This window comes from Pseudomonas serboccidentalis (assembly GCF_028830055.1).
Lineage (GTDB): Bacteria > Pseudomonadota > Gammaproteobacteria > Pseudomonadales > Pseudomonadaceae > Aquipseudomonas > Aquipseudomonas serboccidentalis.
Window position 1 is genome coordinate 3,252,310 of sequence record NZ_CP101655.1, and the last position, 19,795, is coordinate 3,272,104.

Annotated in this window: 13 protein-coding genes and 2 pseudogenes; 10 read left to right on the forward strand and 5 right to left on the reverse strand. The window is 61.7% G+C overall.

The annotated features are described in order from the left end of the window. Positions 1-180: 180 nt before the first annotated feature. From NN484_RS14860 to edd, 4 genes are all read right to left on the reverse strand, one after another. On the reverse strand, positions 181-1,650 hold the full coding sequence (locus tag NN484_RS14860) for an ATP-binding protein (RefSeq protein ID WP_127651283.1): 1,470 nt from the start codon (positions 1,648-1,650) through the stop codon (positions 181-183). Then, complete coding sequence (locus NN484_RS14865) at positions 1,640-2,371, reverse strand: response regulator (protein ID WP_127651282.1); 732 nt, start codon at positions 2,369-2,371, stop codon at positions 1,640-1,642. Before NN484_RS14865 ends, NN484_RS14860 begins: the two co-directional genes overlap by 11 nt. Positions 2,372-2,569: 198 nt before the next feature. Beyond that, complete coding sequence (locus NN484_RS14870; protein ID WP_274657404.1) at positions 2,570-3,535, reverse strand: glucokinase; 966 nt, start codon at positions 3,533-3,535, stop codon at positions 2,570-2,572. Further along, positions 3,532-5,358 carry a phosphogluconate dehydratase gene (gene edd, locus NN484_RS14875; protein ID WP_127651280.1) on the reverse strand — a complete coding sequence of 609 codons (1,827 nt, stop codon included), beginning with the start codon at positions 5,356-5,358 and terminating at the stop codon, positions 3,532-3,534. Before edd ends, NN484_RS14870 begins: the two co-directional genes overlap by 4 nt. A gap of 220 nt (positions 5,359-5,578) precedes the next feature. On the opposite strand from edd, the gene gap reads away from it, so the two are divergent. The 9 genes and pseudogenes from gap to NN484_RS14915 all read left to right on the forward strand — a co-directional run bounded on the left by gap (position 5,579) and on the right by NN484_RS14915 (position 16,377). Then, entirely contained in the window at positions 5,579-6,580 is a 1,002-nt protein-coding gene (gap, locus tag NN484_RS14880; protein ID WP_127651279.1) for a type I glyceraldehyde-3-phosphate dehydrogenase, read from the forward strand. 185 nt (positions 6,581-6,765) lie between these two features. Next, positions 6,766-7,293, forward strand: a complete 528-nt coding sequence (locus NN484_RS14885) for an RNA polymerase sigma factor (RefSeq protein WP_274657405.1) — start codon at positions 6,766-6,768, stop codon at positions 7,291-7,293. A 101-nt stretch (positions 7,294-7,394) separates the two neighbouring features. Then, positions 7,395-8,360, forward strand: a complete 966-nt coding sequence (locus NN484_RS14890; protein WP_274657406.1) for a FecR family protein — start codon at positions 7,395-7,397, stop codon at positions 8,358-8,360. 122 nt (positions 8,361-8,482) lie between these two features. Further along, positions 8,483-11,068 carry a TonB-dependent receptor gene (locus NN484_RS14895; RefSeq protein WP_274657407.1) on the forward strand — a complete coding sequence of 862 codons (2,586 nt, stop codon included), beginning with the start codon at positions 8,483-8,485 and terminating at the stop codon, positions 11,066-11,068. Between the two features lie 113 nt (positions 11,069-11,181). Next, positions 11,182-11,778 carry a biliverdin-producing heme oxygenase gene (locus tag NN484_RS14900; protein WP_215502756.1) on the forward strand — a complete coding sequence of 199 codons (597 nt, stop codon included), beginning with the start codon at positions 11,182-11,184 and terminating at the stop codon, positions 11,776-11,778. A 153-nt stretch (positions 11,779-11,931) separates the two neighbouring features. Continuing rightward, the gene (locus tag NN484_RS14905) at positions 11,932-12,327 is read left to right on the forward strand and encodes a YbaN family protein (protein ID WP_215502755.1); all 396 of its coding nucleotides are present in this window, start codon (positions 11,932-11,934) and stop codon (positions 12,325-12,327) included. 666 nt (positions 12,328-12,993) lie between these two features. Further along, positions 12,994-14,001: pseudogene (locus tag NN484_RS27360) on the forward strand (methyl-accepting chemotaxis protein); the annotation flags it as partial. 330 nt (positions 14,002-14,331) lie between these two features. Further along, positions 14,332-14,859 (forward strand): annotated as a pseudogene (locus tag NN484_RS27365) (methyl-accepting chemotaxis protein); the annotation flags it as partial. Between the two features lie 171 nt (positions 14,860-15,030). Next, positions 15,031-16,377 (forward strand): CoA transferase, encoded by a 1,347-nt coding sequence (locus NN484_RS14915; RefSeq protein ID WP_274657409.1) that lies wholly within the window; start codon positions 15,031-15,033, stop codon positions 16,375-16,377. A 118-nt stretch (positions 16,378-16,495) separates the two neighbouring features. Here the strand turns inward: NN484_RS14915 and arcD (NN484_RS14920) are convergent, their stop codons facing one another. Further along, positions 16,496-17,923, reverse strand: coding sequence for an arginine-ornithine antiporter (gene arcD, locus NN484_RS14920; RefSeq protein WP_215502752.1), 1,428 nt, complete (start codon positions 17,921-17,923; stop codon positions 16,496-16,498). Positions 17,924-18,362: 439 nt separating this feature from the next. Here arcD (NN484_RS14920) and arcD (NN484_RS14925) point away from each other — a divergent pair, with 439 nt between their 5' ends. Next, positions 18,363-19,790 carry an arginine-ornithine antiporter gene (gene arcD / locus NN484_RS14925; RefSeq protein ID WP_127648406.1) on the forward strand — a complete coding sequence of 476 codons (1,428 nt, stop codon included), beginning with the start codon at positions 18,363-18,365 and terminating at the stop codon, positions 19,788-19,790. Positions 19,791-19,795: the final 5 nt, after the last annotated feature.

The window sequence follows — 19,795 nt, forward strand, 5'->3', positions numbered from 1 at the left end:
GTTATGACTGCGGGCAGTCTAAACAACGGGCCGGGCCGGGCTTGTAACGAAGGGGGCGGGTTTTGTCACCAAGCCGTGACATTAGAAAAGCAGAGTCAAAAGATCGCAGCCTTCGGCAGCTCCTGCAGGGAAATGCATTCCAAATGCAGGAGCTGCCGAAGGCTGCGATCTTTTTGATCTTCAGTCTACTGAACGCGGCAGCTGCAACGTCACCCGCAACCCACCCTCACGCAGGTTCTGCAACGTCACCTCGCCGCCATGGCTATGGGCAATGTTGCGCGCAATGCCCAAACCGAGGCCATAACCCTGCTGCTGCCCCGCCAGACGAAAATGCGGCTCGAACACCTGCTCCAGCCGTTGCTCCGGCACGCCCGGGCCTTCGTCGTCGACGTGCAGGACAAACGCGCGCTCATCATCGTCGACGTGCAGGTGCGCGTTCTGCCCGTATTTCAACGCGTTGTCGATCAGGTTGCCAATGCAGCGCTTCAACGCCAGAGGCTTGCCCGGATACGCCGCCAGCGCCTTGCCTTGCTGGGTCACGCGGCCATTGCCGTTGGGCGCCAGATACGGCTCCACCAGGCAGTCGAGCACATGATTCAGGTCCACCGGCTCGATGTTCTCGTGGATGTCGGTGTCTTTCACGCACTGCAGCGCGCCTTTGACCAGCAGCTCCAGTTCATCCAGATCCCGACCGAACTTGGCTTGCAGTTGCTCGTCTTCCAGCAGCTCGACGCGCAAGCGCAGGCGGGTGATTGGCGTGCGCAAATCATGGGAAATCGCACTGAACAACTGGCTGCGTTCGGTCAGGTAACGGCTGATACGCTCACGCATGGTGTTGAACGCACGGCCCACTTCCACCACTTCACTGCCACCACCCTCGGCCACCGGTTCGACGTCGGCACCCAGCGACAGATCCCGCGCCGCCCGCGCCAGACGCTTGAGCGGCCGACTCTGCCAGTGCACCAGCAGGCCGATGAACAACAGCAAAAAGCCGCTGGTGAGGACGATGAACCACACCTGTTGCGCCGGCAGGCCTTGTTCTTCAAGACTGGTGTAGGGCTCGGGCAACAGCGACGCGATGTACAGCCATTCGCCCGGGGCCATTTGAATCTGGGTGACCAGCACCGGCGGGTTCACCGGCTCCAGGGTCAGCGCGTAATGCGCCCAGGAACGTGGAAGCTCATCGAGCTTGAGTCCGGCGTTGAAAATCCGCAGGTCTTCGGGGCTGACGAACGTCACCGAGATATCAGTGTCATGGCCCAGCGACTGGCGCAGCACTTCGTCCACCGCCTGAATCACCGCCGCCTTGCGCGGGGTGATCGGCAGCACGTCCATGCCCAGCGGTTTATCGTTGAGCGTCACCACGAAGCGGGTGCCGCCCATGCTGCGCAACTGGTCGAGCACCAGCGGTCGGTACGCCACCGGCAGCGAGCGGAAATAACTGACGCTGGCGGTCATCGAATGGGCGAGGCTACGGGCGCTGGTGACCAGACCTTCGAGCTGGGTGGCGCGCAGTTGCGAAACCCAGATCACGCTCGACAAGGTCTGCGCAAACAGCACCGCCAACAGCGTCAACAGGAGCATCCGCCCCAGCAGCGAACGCGGCACCGGCACCTTGCTGGCGAGCCGGCGCAGCGACTCAGTGAGCATTGCCGGCAACCACATTGGCTGCCAGTTGGTAGCCGCTGCCGCGCACGGTGCGAATCAGTCGCGGCGGTTTTTCCGTGTCACGCAGGCGCTGGCGCAAGCGGCTGACGGCCATGTCGACGATGCGGTCGAGCGGCATCAGCTCACGGCCACGGGTGGCGTTGCCGATGGTGTCGCGGTCGAGGATTTCCTGCGGGTGATCAAGGAACAGTTTCAACAGCGCGAAGTCGGCGCCGGAGAGAATCACTTCCTCGCCGTCGGTGTGAAACAGCCGATGGCTGACCATGTCCAGCCGCCACTCGTCGAAGGCCAGCACTTCACTGCCGCCGCGTTCCTGGCCGAACTGCGCCCGACGCAGCAACGCCTTGATCCGCGCTTGCAGTTCGCGAGGGCTGAAAGGTTTGCCCAGATAATCGTCAGCGCCGAGCTCCAGACCGATTACTCGGTCGGCCTCGTCGGAACTGGCGGTGAGCATGATGATCGGCACCTGCGCCTGACGCGGATGCTGACGCACCCAGCGGCACAGGCTGAAGCCGTCCTCGTCGGGCAACATCACATCGAGGATCACCAGATCGCTCGGTGCTTCGTTGAGTGCCTGGCGGAAACTGGCGCCATCGGCTGTGGCCCGCACCTGAAACCCGGCGCGGGTCAGGTAGGTTTCCAGCAACTCGCGTATTTCCTGGTCGTCATCGACCAACAATATCGACTTGTTGACTGAGCTCACTTCGAAGGCATCCTTGTTGTTGGAATTGGGGCGGATTATGCCTGAGCAAAAACAGATGGCGTACGAGCTTTTGTGGCGAGGGAGCTTGCTCCCGCTGGGCTGCGAAGCAGCCACGATGTTTTGCCTCTGACATCGTGCTAGCCGGAGTTGCGATTGCTGCGCAGTCGAGCGGGAGCAAGCTCCCTCGCCACAGGTTACTTATGTCACAACAGGGATTGATTGTTCCAGCGCTACACCGGCACCGACCAGCCCGGAATACGGCGCCGTCACCAGCCACACCGGAATGCCCTTGAAGTAATCGCTCATGCAGCCCTTGTCGGCGAAGCTGCGGGCGAAACCGCTTTCGAGGAAGAAGTCGGCAAACCGTGGAATCACCCCGCCAACGATGAACACGCCGCCACGCCCACCGGTGGTCAGCACGTTGTTGCCCGCCACGCGGCCGAGCCAGCAGCAGAACTGCTCCAGCACTTCCAGCGCGATCGGGTCCCCCGCCAGACCGGCCGCGGTGATCGCTTCCGGTGTGTCGAGTGTCGGTTCATGCCCGTCCACCGCGCAGATCGCCCGATAAACCCGTGGCAACCCGCCGCCGCTCAACGCGGTTTCCGCGCTGACATGGCCGATTTCGTTGTGGATGTGCTGCCAGAGTTGTGTTTCCCGCAGGCTGCCCAACGGCAGATCGACGTGACCGCCCTCCCCCGGCAATGCCGCGAAACGCCCCTCACCCAGATCGAGCAAAGTGCCGACGCCCAGACCAGTGCCCGGACCGATCACCACCGCCGGGCGCAACGGCTCCGGCGTGCCTTCGCAGACCACGCGAAATTCGCCGGGCTGCAAGCGGGTCATGCCCAGCGCCATCGCCGAGAAGTCGTTGATCAGCAGCAGTTGCTCGACCTGCAAGGTCTTGCAGAACGCCATGCGGCTCAGGCGCCAGTGATTGTTGGTGAACTTGAATTCATCACCACTCACAGGCCCCGCCACCGACAGGCATACCGAACCGATCGAGCCCGGCGCCAGACCGAGGCCGCTCAGGTACAGGCTGATTGCCTCCTCCGGGGTGGCGTGGTCGGCCGTGGCCAGCACCTGAACCGATTCCAGTTGCTGGTTTTTCCACAACGCGAACCGCGCGTTGGTGCCTCCGATATCACCGACCAAAGCCAGTTTCAATTAAGCGTCTCCAGGGCAGAAGTGAAGGCGCTGGCGCCCTGCTCCGCCGAGCTGAAGGCCAAACGCATGAAGCCAAACAGTTCACGACCGCTGCCGATGTTGTTGCCCAACAGGCCTTTGGCGGGTTCGCGCGCTGCGAATTCGGCGGCGTCGACCTTGAGTTCCAAAGTCCCTTTGACGCCATCGACGCGGATGATATCGCCCTCTTGCACCCGCGCCAAAGCACCACCGACATAAGCTTCCGGGCTGACGTGTATCGCCGCCGGGATTTTCCCCGACGCGCCGGACATGCGCCCGTCGGTCACCAGCGCGACTTTGAAGCCGCGATCCTGCAGCACACCGAGGAACGGCGTCATCTTGTGCAGCTCGGGCATACCATTGGAGCGCGGGCCCTGGAAGCGCATCACCGCGACAAAATCCTTCTCCAGCAGACCGGCCTTGAACGCATCGGCCAGGTCCTGCTGATCCTGGAACACCATGGCCGGCGCTTCGACGATCTGGTTTTCCAGCGCCACGGCGGAGACTTTCATCACGCCACGCCCGAGGTTGCCTTCCATCACCCGCAAACCGCCCTCGGCCGAGAACGCACGGGCCACCGGACGCAGGATGTTTTCGTCGAGGCTTTCGATCGGGCCTTCGCGCCACACCAGCTCACCGTTTTCCAGGAACGGCTCTTTGGTGTAACGGCTCAGGCCATGGCCGAGCACGGTGTTGACGTCTTCGTGCAGCAGGCCGGCTTCGAGCAGTTCGCGGATCAGGAACGACATGCCGCCCGCCGCCTGGAAGTGGTTGATGTCCGCTTTACCGTTCGGGTAAACGTGGCTCAGGGTCGGCACGACTTCGGAGAGGTCAGCCATGTCCTGCCAGGTCAGTTGAATGCCCGCCGCCATGGCGATCGCCGGCATGTGCAGGGTGTGGTTGGTCGAGCCGCCGGTGGCGTGCAGCGCGACGATCGAGTTGACCAGCGCCTTCTCGTCGACGATTTCGCCGATCGGCATGAAGTTGCCGTTCTGCTTGGTCAGGCGCGTGACCTGATGCGCGGCTTCGCGGGTCAGGGCGTCGCGCAGCGGCGTGTTCGGGTTGACGAAAGAGGCGCCCGGCAAGTGCAGGCCCATGACTTCCATCAGCAACTGGTTGGTGTTGGCGGTGCCGTAGAAGGTGCAGGTGCCTGGGCTGTGGTAGGACTTCATCTCCGATTCCAGCAGCTCTTCGCGGGTCGCTTTGCCTTCGGCGTACTTCTGCCGCACGTCGGCTTTTTCCTTGTTGGAAATCCCCGAGACCATCGGCCCGCCCGGAACGAAGATCGTCGGCAGATGGCCGAAGCGCAGCGAACCCATCATCAGCCCCGGCACGATCTTGTCGCAGATGCCAAGCATCAGCGCGCCGTCGAACATGTTGTGCGATAGCGCCACTGCTGTGGACATGGCGATCACTTCGCGGCTCGGCAGGCTCAGTTCCATGCCCGGCTCGCCCTGGGTCACGCCATCGCACATCGCTGGCGTACCGCCGGCGAACTGGCCGACCGAACCGATTTCGCGCAGGGCGTTCTTGATCTGTTGCGGGAACACTTCGTACGGCTGGTGTGCCGAGAGCATGTCGTTATACGACGAAACAATGGCGATGTTCGCCGAGTTCATCATCCGCAGGCTGTGCTTGTCTTCGCTGCCACACCCGGCCACGCCGTGGGCGAAGTTGGCGCATTGCAGCTTGCCGCGCATCGGCCCGTCAGTGGCGGCACCGCGAATCAGTGCAAGGTAAGCCTGACGCGTGGCGCGGCTGCGGGCGATAAGCCGTTCGGTGACCTCAAGAACGCGGGGATGCATGTGTAGAACTCCAGGCTAACGGATGTGGCGACCTGATTGTCTATGCTGATCAAACGCCGCTGTTGTTGGAATGACAGACGGCTTTTTTGACCATTCGGACCAGTTGATTCAGGTCACTCGTTGTAGATAAAACAAAATATTGCCACTAAAAAGGCTTGTTTTCTATTTTTATGCGAATAATCTTGTAATTCCAACAACAAAACGACGGCGGCGCTGTTCAATGACTCTTCGAATTGCAATCAATGGTTTTGGCCGTATCGGCCGTAATGTCCTGCGCGCACTGTATACCCAAGGCTATCGACAGGATTTGCAGATCGTCGCTATCAACGATCTGGGCGACAGCGCCATCAACGCCCATTTGCTCAAGTACGACACCGTTCATGGCACATTCGACGCCGAAGTGGCCCATGACAATGAGAGTCTGACGGTCAATGGCGACCGCATTTCGGTCAGCGCGATTCGCAACCCGGCCGAGCTGCCGTGGGCCGCGGAAAAGATCGATGTGGTGTTCGAATGCACCGGTCTGTTCACCGACCGCGCCAAAGCGGCCGCGCATATTACTGCCGGCGCGCGCAAAGTCATCATCTCGGCGCCGGCCAAAGGCGCGGACGCCACCGTCGTTTACGGCGTGAACCACGACATTCTGCGCCAGTCGCACCAGATCATCTCCAACGCTTCGTGCACCACCAACTGCCTGGCACCCGTGGCGCAGGTGCTGCATCGCGAGCTGGGCATTGAAAGCGGCCTGATGACCACCATTCACGCCTACACCAACGACCAGAACCTCACCGACGTCTACCACACCGACCCGTACCGCGCGCGTTCTGCCACGCAGAACATGATCCCGAGCAAGACCGGCGCCGCCGAAGCGGTAGGCCTGGTGCTGCCGGAACTGGCGGGCAAACTGACCGGCATGGCCGTGCGTGTACCGGTGATCAATGTGTCGTTGGTGGACCTGACCGTGCAGCTCAAACGCGAAGCCTCGGCCGACGAAGTCAACGCGCTGATGAAAGCCGCCAGCCAGCACTCGAAAATTTTGGGTTACAACACGTTGCCGCTGGTTTCCAGTGACTTCAACCACAACCCGCTGTCGTCGATCTTCGACGCCAACCACACCAAAGCCAGCGGCAAATTGCTGAAAGTGCTGGCCTGGTACGACAACGAATGGGGCTTCTCCAACCGCATGCTGGATAACTGCCTGGCGCTCTGCAACGCGGAGTAACTTAGCGCCACTCCCCTGTAGGAGCTGCCGAAGGCTGCGATCTTTTGATCTTGTTTTAAATGCAGGATCAAAAGATCGCAGCCTTCGGCAGCTCCTACATTTGCCTGCTTCGTTCAAAAACAACACTTGACCACCCGACTGGATGATAAGCATTATCATTCGCTCAAAATGGATCAGGTTCCCCCGTGAGTCAATCGCGCTTCAACCACGTCTTCCTCTCTCAGCGCACCTCCCTGTTGCGCACGATCGAGCGGATGGTCAACAACCACAGCACCGCCGAAGACCTGCTGCAGGAAACCTACCTGCGCGTCACGCGGGCGCTGAGCGAGCGCGCCATCGATCACCTTGAACCCTTCGTGTTCCAGACCGCGCGCAACCTGGCGCTGGATCATCTGCGCGCGCGCAAGATCCATTCGCGGACCATGCTCGATGACGTGCCGCAAGAGGTGGTGCACAGCGTCGCCGCCCCCGCCAGCAGCGCCGAAGACGCCGCCCACGCCGAACAATTGCTGGAGCGCCTGAACGTGAGCCTCAGTCAACTCAGCCCGCGTCAGCAGCAGATTTTCATCCTCAGCCGCCTGCACGGGCACAGTTATCAGGAAATCGCCGACGAACTGAACGTGTCCCTCAGTACCGTGCAGAAGGAACTGAAGTTGATCATGAGCATTTGCATCGGCGTCGCCGAACGACACGACAGCAGCGGCAAGCTGTAAGCTTCAAGCTCCAAGTAAAAACGAAAAGCAGTACACGCATCTGGCTTGCAGCTTGCAGCTTGACGCTAGAAACTGCTTCGCCAGAAGCCCGAGGAAACACCGTGACGGACACCCACCGCTCGCCTTCGCCCGACACGGCGCAGGACGCCGCCAGCGCAATGGACCAGGCTCTGGACTGGCTCATCGTGCTCGGCAGTGCGGACGAAGAGCAGACCCGGCAATTTCATGCGTGGCTGGCGGCCGACCCGTTGAATGCCGAGGCGTTCGCCAAGGCCCAGGCGATCTGGAACGGGCCGCAGGTGGTGCAATGTGCGCAGCGTCTTGCCGCGAAGCCTGCGAAAGTCACCTTGCTCAAACGTCTGCGCCCGCACTGGAAACCGTTGGCCACCGCCGCCGTGCTGATCCTCGGCCTGTTCAGTTTCAGCAACCTGCCGATGCGCCTCCAGGCCGATCACCTGACCGTGGTCGGCGAGCGCCAGCGTCTGCAACTGGAAGACGGTTCCAAGGTATTGCTCAACACCAACTCGGCGTTCTCCAGCACCATCAATGAACGCCAGCGCGTGGCGCGGTTGTATCAGGGCGAAGCGTTTTTCGAGATTGCCGCCAACCGTGGCCAGCCGCTGGAAATCGACGCCGGCCCGGTACAGGCCAGCGTGCGTGACACCGCGTTCGCCGTGCGTTATCTGGACGGCGTGGCACAGGTCAATGTGCAGCGCGGCGATGTCGATCTGCGCGCCACACACAACGACGCGCGCGTGCGGTTGTCCGCCGGGGAAAGCATCCGCATCGGCCCCAACGGTTTCGATCGCCCGGCCAGACTTGATGCCGCCACCGACCTGGCCTGGGTCCAGGGCCGACTGGTGTTCGAGAACTGCCCGTTGAATCAGGTGCTGGCCGAACTGCGCCGCTACTACCCGGGCTGGATCATCAACACCAATGAGCAGTTGGCCGACGTCAACGTCACCGGCAACTACCGCCTCGACCAGCCGCTGGACGTGGTGCGCTCCCTTGCCCACATCACCTCGGCGCGCCTGCAGGAATTCCCCGCGCTGGTGATCCTGAACTAAATGAGAATTATTTTTACTCGATAGCGAAAGCCCGTTCGTCTCGTTATAGCCAATGCAATTGATTCGCATCTTCGGAGGCGGATCAGCACCTATAAAGATTCGTGCGACACGGAGCGCTATCGATGTCCTCTCGCCTTACCCGCCAGACTGCTTCCCCTTCCCGCATGTTGTCGTTGCTGACGGCCGCCATCCTGATGGCCGGCACCGCACCGCTGATGGCCGCCACCGAACAACCGGCGCGCAACATGGGTGATTATTCGTTCTCGATCGGCCAGCAACCGCTGGTGTCGGCGCTCAATGCCTTCACCAGCGTGACCGGCTGGCAGGTCGGCTTGCCGGCAGAACTGGGTCAGGGCGTGTCGTCGCCGGGCGTGCGCGGTTCGCTGCCGCCGGAAAAAGCCTTGGAGCGCCTGTTGGTGGGGACCAACCTGAGCTTCCGCAAACTGAGCAACAACAACGTCGTGCTGGAGAAGCGCAACACCGGCGGCGCACTCAATCTGGATCAGGTGACCATCAGCGCCACCCGCCAGGAACAGTCGGTCAACAGCGTGCCGGCCACCGTCACCGTGCAGACTCGCCAAGACCTGGACCGCAACAACGTCAACACCATCAAGGATCTGGTGCGCTACGAGCCGGGCGTGTCCGTCGGCGGCGCCGGCCAGCGCGGCGGTATCAGCGGCTACAACATTCGTGGCATCGACGGCGACCGCATCCTGACCCAGGTTGACGGCGTCGAAGTACCGGATGGTTTCTTCAATGGTCCGTACGCCAAGACCCAGCGCAACTACGTCGACCCGGAAATCGTCAAACGCGTGGAAATCCTTCGCGGCCCGGCCTCGGTGCTGTACGGCAGCAACGCCATCGGCGGCGCGGTCAGCTACTACACCCTCGACCCGGACGACATCATCAAGCCTGGCAAAGACGTCGGCGCCCGCCTGAAAACCGGCTACAGCTCCGCCGATGACAGCTGGCTGAAATCCGCCACCGTCGCCGGCCGCGCCGAGCAGTTCGACGGTTTGCTGCACCTCAGCCAGCGCGACGGCCACGAAACCGATTCCTACGGCAGCAACAACGGCACAGGCCTTGAGCGCACCGCCGCCAACCCGGAAGACGTCAAAGCCACCAACGTACTGGCCAAGATCGGCTGGAACTACAACGACGATTCGCGCCTGGGCCTGACCTACGAAAAGTACAAGGATGATCGCGACACCGACCAGAAAAGCGCCTACGGCGGCCCATACTTCAACGGCGCCCCGACCATCCCCGACAGCATGCTGCCCGGCGGCATGTACCAGTGGCGCACCGGCAACGACACCATCACCCGCGAGCGGTTCGGCCTGGAGCACAGCTTCGCCCTCGACAGCCTGCTGGCCGATAACGTGAAGTGGAGCCTCAACCACCAGATCGCCAAGACCGACCAGAGCACCGAAGAGTTCTACTACCCGATGACCCGTAAAGTGCTGCGCACCCGCGACACGGTCTACGAGGAAAAACAGTGGGTATTCGATGCACAACTGGACAAGGCCTTCGCCCTCGGTGACACCGATCACGTGCTGACCTACGGCACCACGATCAAACAGCAGAAAGTCACCGGTTCGCGCAGCGGCGACGGCAAGTGCCTGGCGGTCGGCCGTGGCTGCAGCGCCATCGGTGCCACCAGCGCAGCCGACGTGCTGAAGAAGTCCAGCGACTTCCCGGACCCGACCATCAACACCTACAGCCTGTTCGCCCAGGATCAGATCAGCTGGAACCAGTGGACTTTCCTGCCGGGCCTGCGCTACGACTACACCCAGCTCAAGCCGCACATCACTCAGGAGTTCCTCAACACCGTGGCCGCCGACGGCAACGGCACGGTCAGCGACGAGAACAAGACCTGGCACAAAGTCTCGCCCAAATTCGGCCTGACCTACGCCCTGACCGACCACTACACCTGGTACGGCCAGTACGCCGAAGGTTTCCGCACGCCGACCGCGAAAGCGTTATACGGCCGCTTCGAAAACAGCACTACCGGCTACAACGTGGCGCCAAACCCGAACCTGGAACCGGAAAAAAGCAAAAGCTATGAAACCGGCCTGCGCGGCAACTTCGAGCAAGGCTCGTTCGACGTGGCGGTGTTCTATAACAAGTACCGCGACTTCATCAACGAAGACGCGGTCACTCCGGGCTACGACGAGCTGACCTTCCAGTCGAGCAACATCAAGCACGCGACCATCAAGGGTGCCGAGGTCAAAGGTCGTCTGAACCTGGACACCTTCGGCGCGCCGCAAGGCCTCTACACCCAGGGCTCGATCGCCTACGCCTACGGGCGCAACAACGACAGCGGCGAACCGCTCAACAGCGTCAATCCGCTGACCGGCGTGTTCGGCCTGGGTTACGACCAGGACCACTACGGCGGCCTGCTGAGCTGGACCGTGGTGAAGAAAAAGGACCGCGTCGACGACAGCAACTTCAAGTCGCCAGATGGCGTCAGCAGCCAGTTCAAGACCCCGGGCTTCGGCATTCTCGATCTGGCCGGCTATTACAAAGTCACCGACGACGTCACCGTCAGCGGCGGCATCTACAACCTGACCGACAAGAAGTACTGGCTGTGGGATGACGTGCGCGGTTATGACAGCGTCGGCGAAGCCTCGGTGACGCAACCGGCCAACCTCGATCGCCTGACCCAGCCGGGCCGCAACTTCGCGATCAATCTGGTCTGGGACATCTGATCCGCACGGCCCTGCGGCGCGAGCATCGATAGCGCGTCGCGGGGCTTTTTTTACGGTTCGGCACGTGCCCGTTCGTCTCGTTATCAAGCGCCTCTTTTATTCAAGGACCTCTCATGACCACTTCGGAAAAAGCCCTGCGTTCACAACGCCTGAACCAGATCACCCACGAGCCGCACAGCAAGCTCGACGCCCTGGTCAAGGCTCACGCACCATTCGAAACCCGCGCCAACTTCGCGCGTTTCGTGGTGGCGCAGTACCTGTTCCAGTCGGAACTGGTCGACCTCTATAACAACGCCGAACTGACCGCCATCGTCCCCGACTTGCCGGCCCGTTGCCGCGCGGAAGCGGCCAAGGCTGACCTGGCGGATCTGCACACCGACATCCCGGCACCGGTGGCCGGCGCGCTGAAAAACCCGAGCAAGGCCCGCGCACTGGGCTGGCTGTTCGTCTCCGAAGGTTCGAAGCTGGGCGCGGCGTTCCTGATCAAACGCGCCGTGGCGCTGGAGCTGAGCGACACCTTCGGTGCCCGTCACTTGGGCGAGCCGGAAGGTGGCCGTGCTGAAGGCTGGAAAAGCTTCGTGCGCACCCTCGACTCGCTGCAGTTCACTGCCGAAGAGGAAGCCGAAATCGAGCAAGGCGCGATCGATGCGTTCAACCGCTTCACCGTGCTGCTGGAACAGGCTTACGCCACAGAAGCAGAACCGGCCTGACACAACACAAATCCCCCTGTAGGAGCTGCCGCAGGCTGCGATCTTTCGATATTGAAAACAACATCAAAAGATCGCAGCCTGCGGCAGCTCCTACAGGGGGGCCACGTAAGTCTGTAAGATCTCCATCCCGCTTCAGAAGCAACCGCTGAGTCCATGCCGCAACCAGCCACCTCCAAACTCGCCCGTCTGCTGTTCGGCCTGCTGGCCTACGTCAGCCTCGGCATCGGCCTGATTGCCATCGTCGTGCCCGGCTTGCCGACCACCGAGTTCATCCTGCTCGCCGCCTGGGCCGCGACCCGCAGCTCGCCGCGCCTGAGTGCCTGGCTGGAAAACCATCGGCTGTTCGGGCCGATCCTGAGCAACTGGCGCAATGGCAAGATCATCGCGCGCAAGGCCAAGGTCAGCGCCACAATCAGCATGCTGCTGTGCGCGACGCTGATGCTGGTGATGCTCGATCACGGCTGGCCGGTGTACCTGGCGATTGCCGGCATGACCCTGGGCAACCTGTGGATCTGGTCACGCCCCGAAGCCCTCCCGGAATCTGTCTGACCGCACGCTATTTAAGGTGAATGGCTTTTGTGGCGAGGGGGCTTGCCCCCGTTCGGCTGCGCAGCAGACGCAAAATCCTTGAACGCGGTTTTCCTGAAAATACTCGCTTACAGGTTCTGGGGCCGCTTTGCGCCCCAACGGGGGCAAGCCCCCTCACCACAAAAGGCCCTGCCACATCGGCACGTTTCAGCAGCGACTCCACACTGAAACTTCCCTGTAATTAATCGCCTTTTCAGCACAATCCCCTGCGCAAACGTTTAGCGCTGACCGTTCGTCGGTAATCGCCTCATGCGCCCTCGCCCGGCGCCGATGAGCATTGAATGGCGCTGAATGGATTTGGCGAACCGGTAACTCCGCCCGGGCCACCTGCTCATTCATTCACGAGATCGCCCCATGTTCGACTCTCTCTCCATTCGCCTGAAAATCGTCCTGCTCTCCGGTCTGTGTCTGCTCGGTGTGGTCGCGCTGATCGTCGGCATGAACATTTACCAGACCAACCAGAACGACGACCTGGTCAACGACTCCAGCAGCAAGATGCTCACCGCCAGTGTGCAGAACCTGTTGCTGGCCAAGGCTGGCGAGCAAGCGGTGCGGGTGCAGAAGACTTTTGGCGAGAGCCTGACGGTGATCACCGCCCTGGCCGACCAGATCAAAGACATGCGTGTGATGGCCGCCAAGCGCTCGCTGGACGCCGGCGCCCTGCGTGAGGAGTTGAACCTGAGCCTGAAAACCGCGTTCGAGCGCAACGACAAGGTGCTCGGCATCTGGCTCGCCTTCGAACCCAACGGCCTCGATGGCAAGGACAGCGAGTTCGTCAGCGACGCCGCGCACCAGTCCAACGAAGCCGGGCGTTTTGCGACCTACTGGAGCCGCGCTGCCGGTTCCGCGCTGAACACGATCATGGTCGAAGAAGACATGACCAAGACCACCCTCAGTGTCAGCGGCACACCGTACAACAGCTGGTACACCTGCCCTCGCGACAGCAAGCGCACCTGCCTGCTCGACCCGTACGCCGACACCGTGGGCGGCAAGGAAATGTTGATGACCACCATTTCCGTGCCGCTGATCGTCGACGGCAAGGCCATCGGCGTGGTCGGGGTCGACATTGCCCTCGATGCCCTGCAAGCGGCGGCCGTGGAGTCCCAGCGTAATCTGTTCAACAACGCCGGGCACATGCTAATCGTCTCCGGCAGCGGCGTGCTCGGTGCCGACAGTTCCGACGCGAGCAAGGTCGGTAAAAAGATCAGCGACACCCTCGGCGCCGACGGCAAGGACCTGCTGCAACTGGTCAGCAGCGGCACACCGAAGATTCTCGAACAGGGCGACCTGATTCGCGCCGTGTACCCGGTCGATCCGATTGGCAACTCGCGGGCCTGGGGCGTGATCATCGACCTGCCGAAACAGGTGCTGCTGGCCGACTCGGTCAAGCTGCAAGCGGTGGTCGACGATGCTCAGGAAACCGGCGTGATCACCGCGCTGCTGGTGGCGGTCGTCGCCGGCCTGGTTGGCCTGCTGCTGATCTGGCTCACCGCGTCGGGCGTGACCCGGCCGATCAACAGCGTCGCCGACATGCTGAAGAACATCGCCAGCGGTGAAGGCGATCTGACCCAGCGTCTGAACTACAGCAAGCAGGATGAACTGGGCGAACTGGTGAACTGGTTCAACCGCTTCCTCGACAAGCTGCAACCGACCATCGCGCAGATCAAGCAGAGCATCACCGAGGCCCGTGGCACCGCCGACCAGTCTTCGGAAATCGCCCGCCAGACCAGTGAAGGCATGCAGGTGCAGTTCCGCGAGATCGATCAGGTCGCCACCGCGTCCAACGAAATGAGCGCCACCGCCCACGACGTTGCCAACAGCGCCTCGAACGCGGCCAACGCCGCCAAGGGTGCCGATCAGTCGGCCAAGGACGGCATGTCGATCATCGAGCGCAGCACCCGCGACATCAATCAACTGGCCGATGAAGTCAGCAAAGCAGTGACCGAAGTCGAAGCGCTGGCGGTCAACAGTGAGCAAATCGGCTCGGTGCTGGAAGTGATCCGCAGCATCGCCGAACAGACCAACCTGCTGGCGCTCAACGCTGCCATCGAAGCGGCTCGCGCCGGTGAAAGCGGCCGTGGTTTTGCGGTGGTGGCCGATGAAGTGCGCAACCTCGCCAGGCGCACCCAGGATTCGGTAGAGGAAATCCGCATCGTGATCGAGCGCATCCAGACCGGCACCCGTGGCGTGGTCGCGACCATGCATTCGAGCCAGACTCAGGCGCACAACAACGCCGGGCAGATCCGTCAGGCGGTGGATGCGCTGGGCAAGATCAGCGATGCCGTCACAGTGATCAGCGACATGAACCTGCAAATCGCCAGCGCCGCCGAACAACAGAGCGCGGTGGCCGAAGAGGTCAACCGCAACGTCTCGGCGATTCGCACCGTGACGGAAACGCTGACTGAGCAGGCCACTGAATCGGCGGCGATCAGCAGCCAGCTCAATGCCCTGGCGAGCCAGCAGATGAAGCTGATGGATCAGTTCCGCGTGTAACGCCACACATTTCCCCTGTAGGAGTGAGCCTGCTCGCGATAGCGGTGAGTCAGTTAACAGATGCATCAACTGATACGACGCAATCGCGAGCAGGCTCACTCCTACAATTGAATTTCATCTGGCCCAGGATTTTTTTGCACTATCATCGCCCTCTCTCCCGGAGGGCCTTCGATGACTGATTTACTCACGTCCATTCAAGCCGCACTCGGCTTGTCGCGCACGCCGATTCCGTTTACCGCCCGTGGCGCCCTGCCCTCGGCGTTCGCCGTCACCGACCTGGCCTGTGCCAGCATCGGCGCTGCCGGTCAGGCCGTCGCCGAACTGCTCCAGCAACACACCCAACACCTGCCCGCCGTGGAAGTTGATCGAAGACTGGCCTCGTTCTGGTTCGCCACTTCGTTACGTCCGATGGGCTGGGAAGTCCCGCCGCTGTGGGATCCGGTGGCCGGCGACTACGCGACAAAGGACGGCTGGATCCGCCTGCACACCAACGCCCCGCATCACCGCACCGCCGCCGAACGCGTGCTGGGTGCCTGCGCCGACCGTGCCGCGATGGCGGCGAAAGTCGCGCAATGGAGCAGTACCGAGCTGGAGCAAGCGGTGGTCGAGGCCAAGGGTTGCGCCGCGCAAATGCGCGGTTGGGCGCAGTGGCAGCAGCATCCGCAGGGGCTGGCGGTGAATGCCGAACCGTTGGTGCATTTCAGCGCCGGTCAGGAAGAAATCCTCAAACCGTGGCGAGGCTCAGTGGCGCAACCGCTGGCCGGAATCAAGGTGCTGGACCTGACCCGCGTGCTCGCTGGCCCCACTGCCAGCCGCTTTCTCGCGGGCCTGGGGGCCGAGGTGCTGCGCATCGATCCACCGACCTGGAACGAGCCGGGCGTGGTGCCGGAAGTCACCCTCGGCAAACGCTGCGCGCGGCTGGATCTGCAGCAACCGGCTGATCGTGCAGTGTTTGAAAACCTGTTGAACGACGCCGACATCCTGCTGCACGGCTACCGCGCCGATGCGCTGGAACACCTCGGCTTCGGCACCGAACGCCGCCGACAACTGGCCCCGGGGCTGATCGACGTCTGCCTCAACGCCTACGGCTGGAGCGGCCCGTGGCAGAACCGCCGTGGCTTCGACAGCCTGGTGCAGATGAGCAGCGGCATCGCCGAGGCCGGGCAGCGCTGGAAGCACGCCGACAAACCCACGCCGTTGCCGGTGCAGGCGCTGGACCATGCAACCGGTTATCTGATGGCCGCGAGTGCGATCAAATTGCTCACCGAACGTTTGCGCAGCGGTCGCGGCGGTTCAGCACGCTTGTCGCTGGCGCGCACCGCCAAGCTGTTGATCGAGCACGGACCGGGAACGAGCGAAGCGTTGCGCGCCGAGGATAAACAGGATCAAGACTCGCGGGTGGAGCAGACACCGTGGGGGCCGGCGCATCGCTTGCTGGCGCCGGTGAAGATCACCGGGACGCCGCTGCAGTGGGCGTTGCCGGCCACAGAATTGGGTTCACATCGAGCGCAGTGGTGACTTTCTAACCGCTTTCGCGAGCAGGCTCGCTCCCACCCTTGAAATCCGTTCCCCTATGGGAGCGAGCTTGCTCGCGAAGAGGCCCGCGCCGACACCACCGATTCCAGAATCAATCCGCCTACAACGACAACACCCCGCTGTACAAACCATACGCCGCCAACCCCGCGCCAATGATCACGCAGGTGAAAATCACCTTCTCGACATGGGTGAACAGCGGCTCACCCTGCTCATGCTTGGCCTTGGCGAACAGCACCACGCCCGGCGCATACAACAACGCCGACAGCAGCAGATATTTCACCCCGCCGGCATACAACAGCCACACCGCGTAACACAGGGCGATGCCGCCGATCAGCAGGTCCTTGGTGCGCTCGGCCGAGGCGTGCTCGTAGGTTTCGCCGCGACCGCTGAGCAATACCGCGTACGCCGCCGACCACAGGTACGGCACCAGAATCATCGACGACGCGAGGTAGATCAGGCTGGTGTAGGTGCCGGCGGAAAACAGTGTGATCAGCAGGAAAATCTGGATCATCACGTTGGTCAGCCACAGCGCATTGACCGGCACATGGTTGGCATTTTCCTTTTTCAGGAACGCCGGCATGGTCTTGTCTCGGGCCGTGGCAAACAGGATTTCGGCGCACAGCAGCGCCCATGACAGCAACGCGCCGAGCAGGGAAACTGCCAGACCGAGGCTGATCAGCAACGCGCCCCACGGCCCGACGATGTGTTCCAGCACCGCCGCCAGCGACGGGTTCTGCAGGGTCGCCAGCTCTGGCTGGCTCATGATCCCCAGCGACAGCACGTTGACCAGCACCAGCAGCGCCAGCACGCCGATGAAACCGATCACCGTGGCGCGGCCGACATCGGTGCGTTTCTCCGCCCGCGCCGAGTACACGCTGGCCCCCTCGATGCCGATGAACACGAACACCGTCACCAGCATCATGTTACGCACCTGATCCATCACCCCGCCGAAGCTCGGGTTGCTGTGGCCCCAGATGTCGCGAGTGAAGATGTCGGCCTTGAACGCCACCGCCGCAATGACGATGAACATGATCAGCGGCACGATCTTGGCGACCGTGGTCACCTGATTGATGAACGCCGCCTCCTTGATCCCGCGCATCACCAGAAAGTGCACGGCCCATAGCAACAGCGACGCACAACCGATGGCGACTGGCGTGTTGCCCTCGCCGAACACCGGAAAGAAGTAACCGAGGGTACTGAACAGCAGGACGAAATAACCGACGTTGCCCAACCAGGCACTGATCCAGTAACCCCAGGCGGACGAGAAGCCCATGTAGTCGCCGAATCCGGCCTTGGCGTAGGCGTAGACCCCGGAGTCCAGTTCGGGTTTGCGGTTGGCCAGGGTCTGGAACACGAAGGCCAGGGTCAACATGCCGATGGCCGTGATGCCCCAGCCGATCAGGATCGCCCCGGCATCGGCGCGGGCCGCCATGTTCTGCGGCAGGGAAAAAATCCCCCCGCCAATCATCGAACCCACCACCAGGGCGATCAACGCACCCAGTTGCAGCTTTTGCGTCGGTTGCGACATTCCAGTCTCCCTTTCCCTGTCGGCGGCGAGCGCCTGCAAATATCAGGTATTAACTAAACGGATAAAGCGTAAGTACGTTTATTGAATAACGCCAATTAGCGCCTCTTATATATAGCCAACGACGCTAACGCCTATCACGGCTAGTCGCTTTTGTGCGCGAATACTGGTTATTCGATTCTGTACTGAAAACAGATGTGGAAAATTTGCCAAAAGCTGAAAACCAACTAGCGTGATAACTCGAAAGCAATAGGAGCAATTCCCAACCACACCTGCCAGAGCCTCTGGAACAGACCTCTTCAGGCAGCCGCTTTATGCCATCAGCTTTTTCATAAGTCATTCATTAACAATGGAATGTGGCCATGTACTGATCTAAGTCAGATGTTTGAACAGACAACAGCACTAGGCTGTGAACTCTTCTCTCCTGCAATGGAGTCATGCAATGTCTGAAGCTCCCGTAAAACTACGACTCGGTGCACTGGTTGCATTGGTAGTCGGTTCAATGATCGGTGGCGGGATATTCTCTTTGCCACAAAACATGGCCGCCAGCGCCGATGTCGGCGCGGTACTGATTGGTTGGGCCATCACCGCTGTCGGCATGCTCACCCTCGCTTTTGTCTTTCAAACCCTCGCCAATCGCAAGCCTGACCTGGACGGCGGTGTCTACGCTTACGCCAAGGCCGGTTTCGGCGATTACATGGGTTTCTCGTCCGCCTGGGGTTACTGGATCAGTGCCTGGCTGGGCAACGTCGGCTACTTTGTTCTCTTGTTCAGCACCCTCGGCTATTTCTTTCCGATTTTCGGCGAAGGCAACACAGTGGCGGCGGTCATCGGCGCTTCTGTCCTGTTGTGGGCCGTGCATTTCCTGGTGCTGCGCGGGATCAAGGAAGCAGCGTTCATCAACCTGGTGACCACCGTCGCCAAGGTCGTGCCGCTGTTGCTGTTCGTCCTGATCGCGATCTTCGCATTCAAACTGGACATCTTCACGGCTGACATCTGGGGCTTGAAAAATCCCGATCTGGGCAGCGTGATGAACCAGGTGCGCAACATGATGCTGGTTACCGTGTGGGTGTTCATCGGCATCGAGGGCGCAAGCATCTTCTCGGCGCGGGCGGAGAAACGTTCCGACGTGGGTAAAGCCACCGTGATCGGCTTCATCACCGTGCTGCTGTTCCTGGTACTGGTGAACGTGCTGTCGCTGGGCATCATGACTCAGCCTGAACTGGCCAAATTGCAGAACCCGTCGATGGCTGCCGTGCTCGAGCACGTGGTCGGGCACTGGGGCGCAGTGCTGATCAGCGTCGGCCTGGTCATCTCGCTGCTGGGCGCGCTGCTGTCGTGGGTGCTGCTGTGCGCGGAGATCATGTTCGCCGCCGCCAAGGACCACACCATGCCGGAGTTCCTGCGCCGCGAGAACGCCAACCAAGTGCCGGCCAACGCCCTGTGGCTGACCAACGCGATGGTGCAGCTGTTCCTGATCATCACCCTGTTCTCGGCCAGCACTTACCTGTCGCTGATCTACCTCGCCACCTCGATGATTCTGGTGCCGTACCTGTGGTCGGCGGCCTACGCCCTGCTGCTGGCGGTGCGCGGCGAAACCTACGAAGGCTTCGCGGCCGAGCGGCGCAAGGATCTGATCATCGGCGGTATCGCCCTGGTCTACGCGGTCTGGCTGCTGTACGCCGGCGGCGTCAAGTACCTGCTGCTCTCGGCCCTGCTGTATGCCCCCGGCGCAATCCTGTTCGCCAAGGCCAAGCTCGAACTCAAACAAGCGGTTTTCACTAACGTCGAGAAGCTGATTTTTGCCGCGGTGATCGTCGGTGCCCTGGTGGCAGCCTACGGTCTCTACGACGGCTTCCTGACTCTGTAATTGCC

What these genes read in the sequence shown, in the direction of transcription:
- NN484_RS14860 (WP_127651283.1), bottom strand. Translation starts at nt 1,650, where the DNA reads ATGCTCACTGAGTCGCTGCGCCGGCTCGCCAGCAAGGTGCCGGTGCCG.
- edd (WP_127651280.1), bottom strand. Translation starts at nt 5,358, where the DNA reads ATGCATCCCCGCGTTCTTGAGGTCACCGAACGGCTTATCGCCCGCAGC.
- gap (WP_127651279.1), top strand. Translation starts at nt 5,579, where the DNA reads ATGACTCTTCGAATTGCAATCAATGGTTTTGGCCGTATCGGCCGTAAT.
- NN484_RS14895 (WP_274657407.1), top strand. Translation starts at nt 8,483, where the DNA reads ATGTCCTCTCGCCTTACCCGCCAGACTGCTTCCCCTTCCCGCATGTTG.
- NN484_RS14900 (WP_215502756.1), top strand. Translation starts at nt 11,182, where the DNA reads ATGACCACTTCGGAAAAAGCCCTGCGTTCACAACGCCTGAACCAGATC.
- NN484_RS14905 (WP_215502755.1), top strand. Translation starts at nt 11,932, where the DNA reads ATGCCGCAACCAGCCACCTCCAAACTCGCCCGTCTGCTGTTCGGCCTG.
- NN484_RS14915 (WP_274657409.1), top strand. Translation starts at nt 15,031, where the DNA reads ATGACTGATTTACTCACGTCCATTCAAGCCGCACTCGGCTTGTCGCGC.
- arcD (WP_215502752.1), bottom strand. Translation starts at nt 17,923, where the DNA reads ATGTCGCAACCGACGCAAAAGCTGCAACTGGGTGCGTTGATCGCCCTG.
- arcD (WP_127648406.1), top strand. Translation starts at nt 18,363, where the DNA reads ATGTCTGAAGCTCCCGTAAAACTACGACTCGGTGCACTGGTTGCATTG.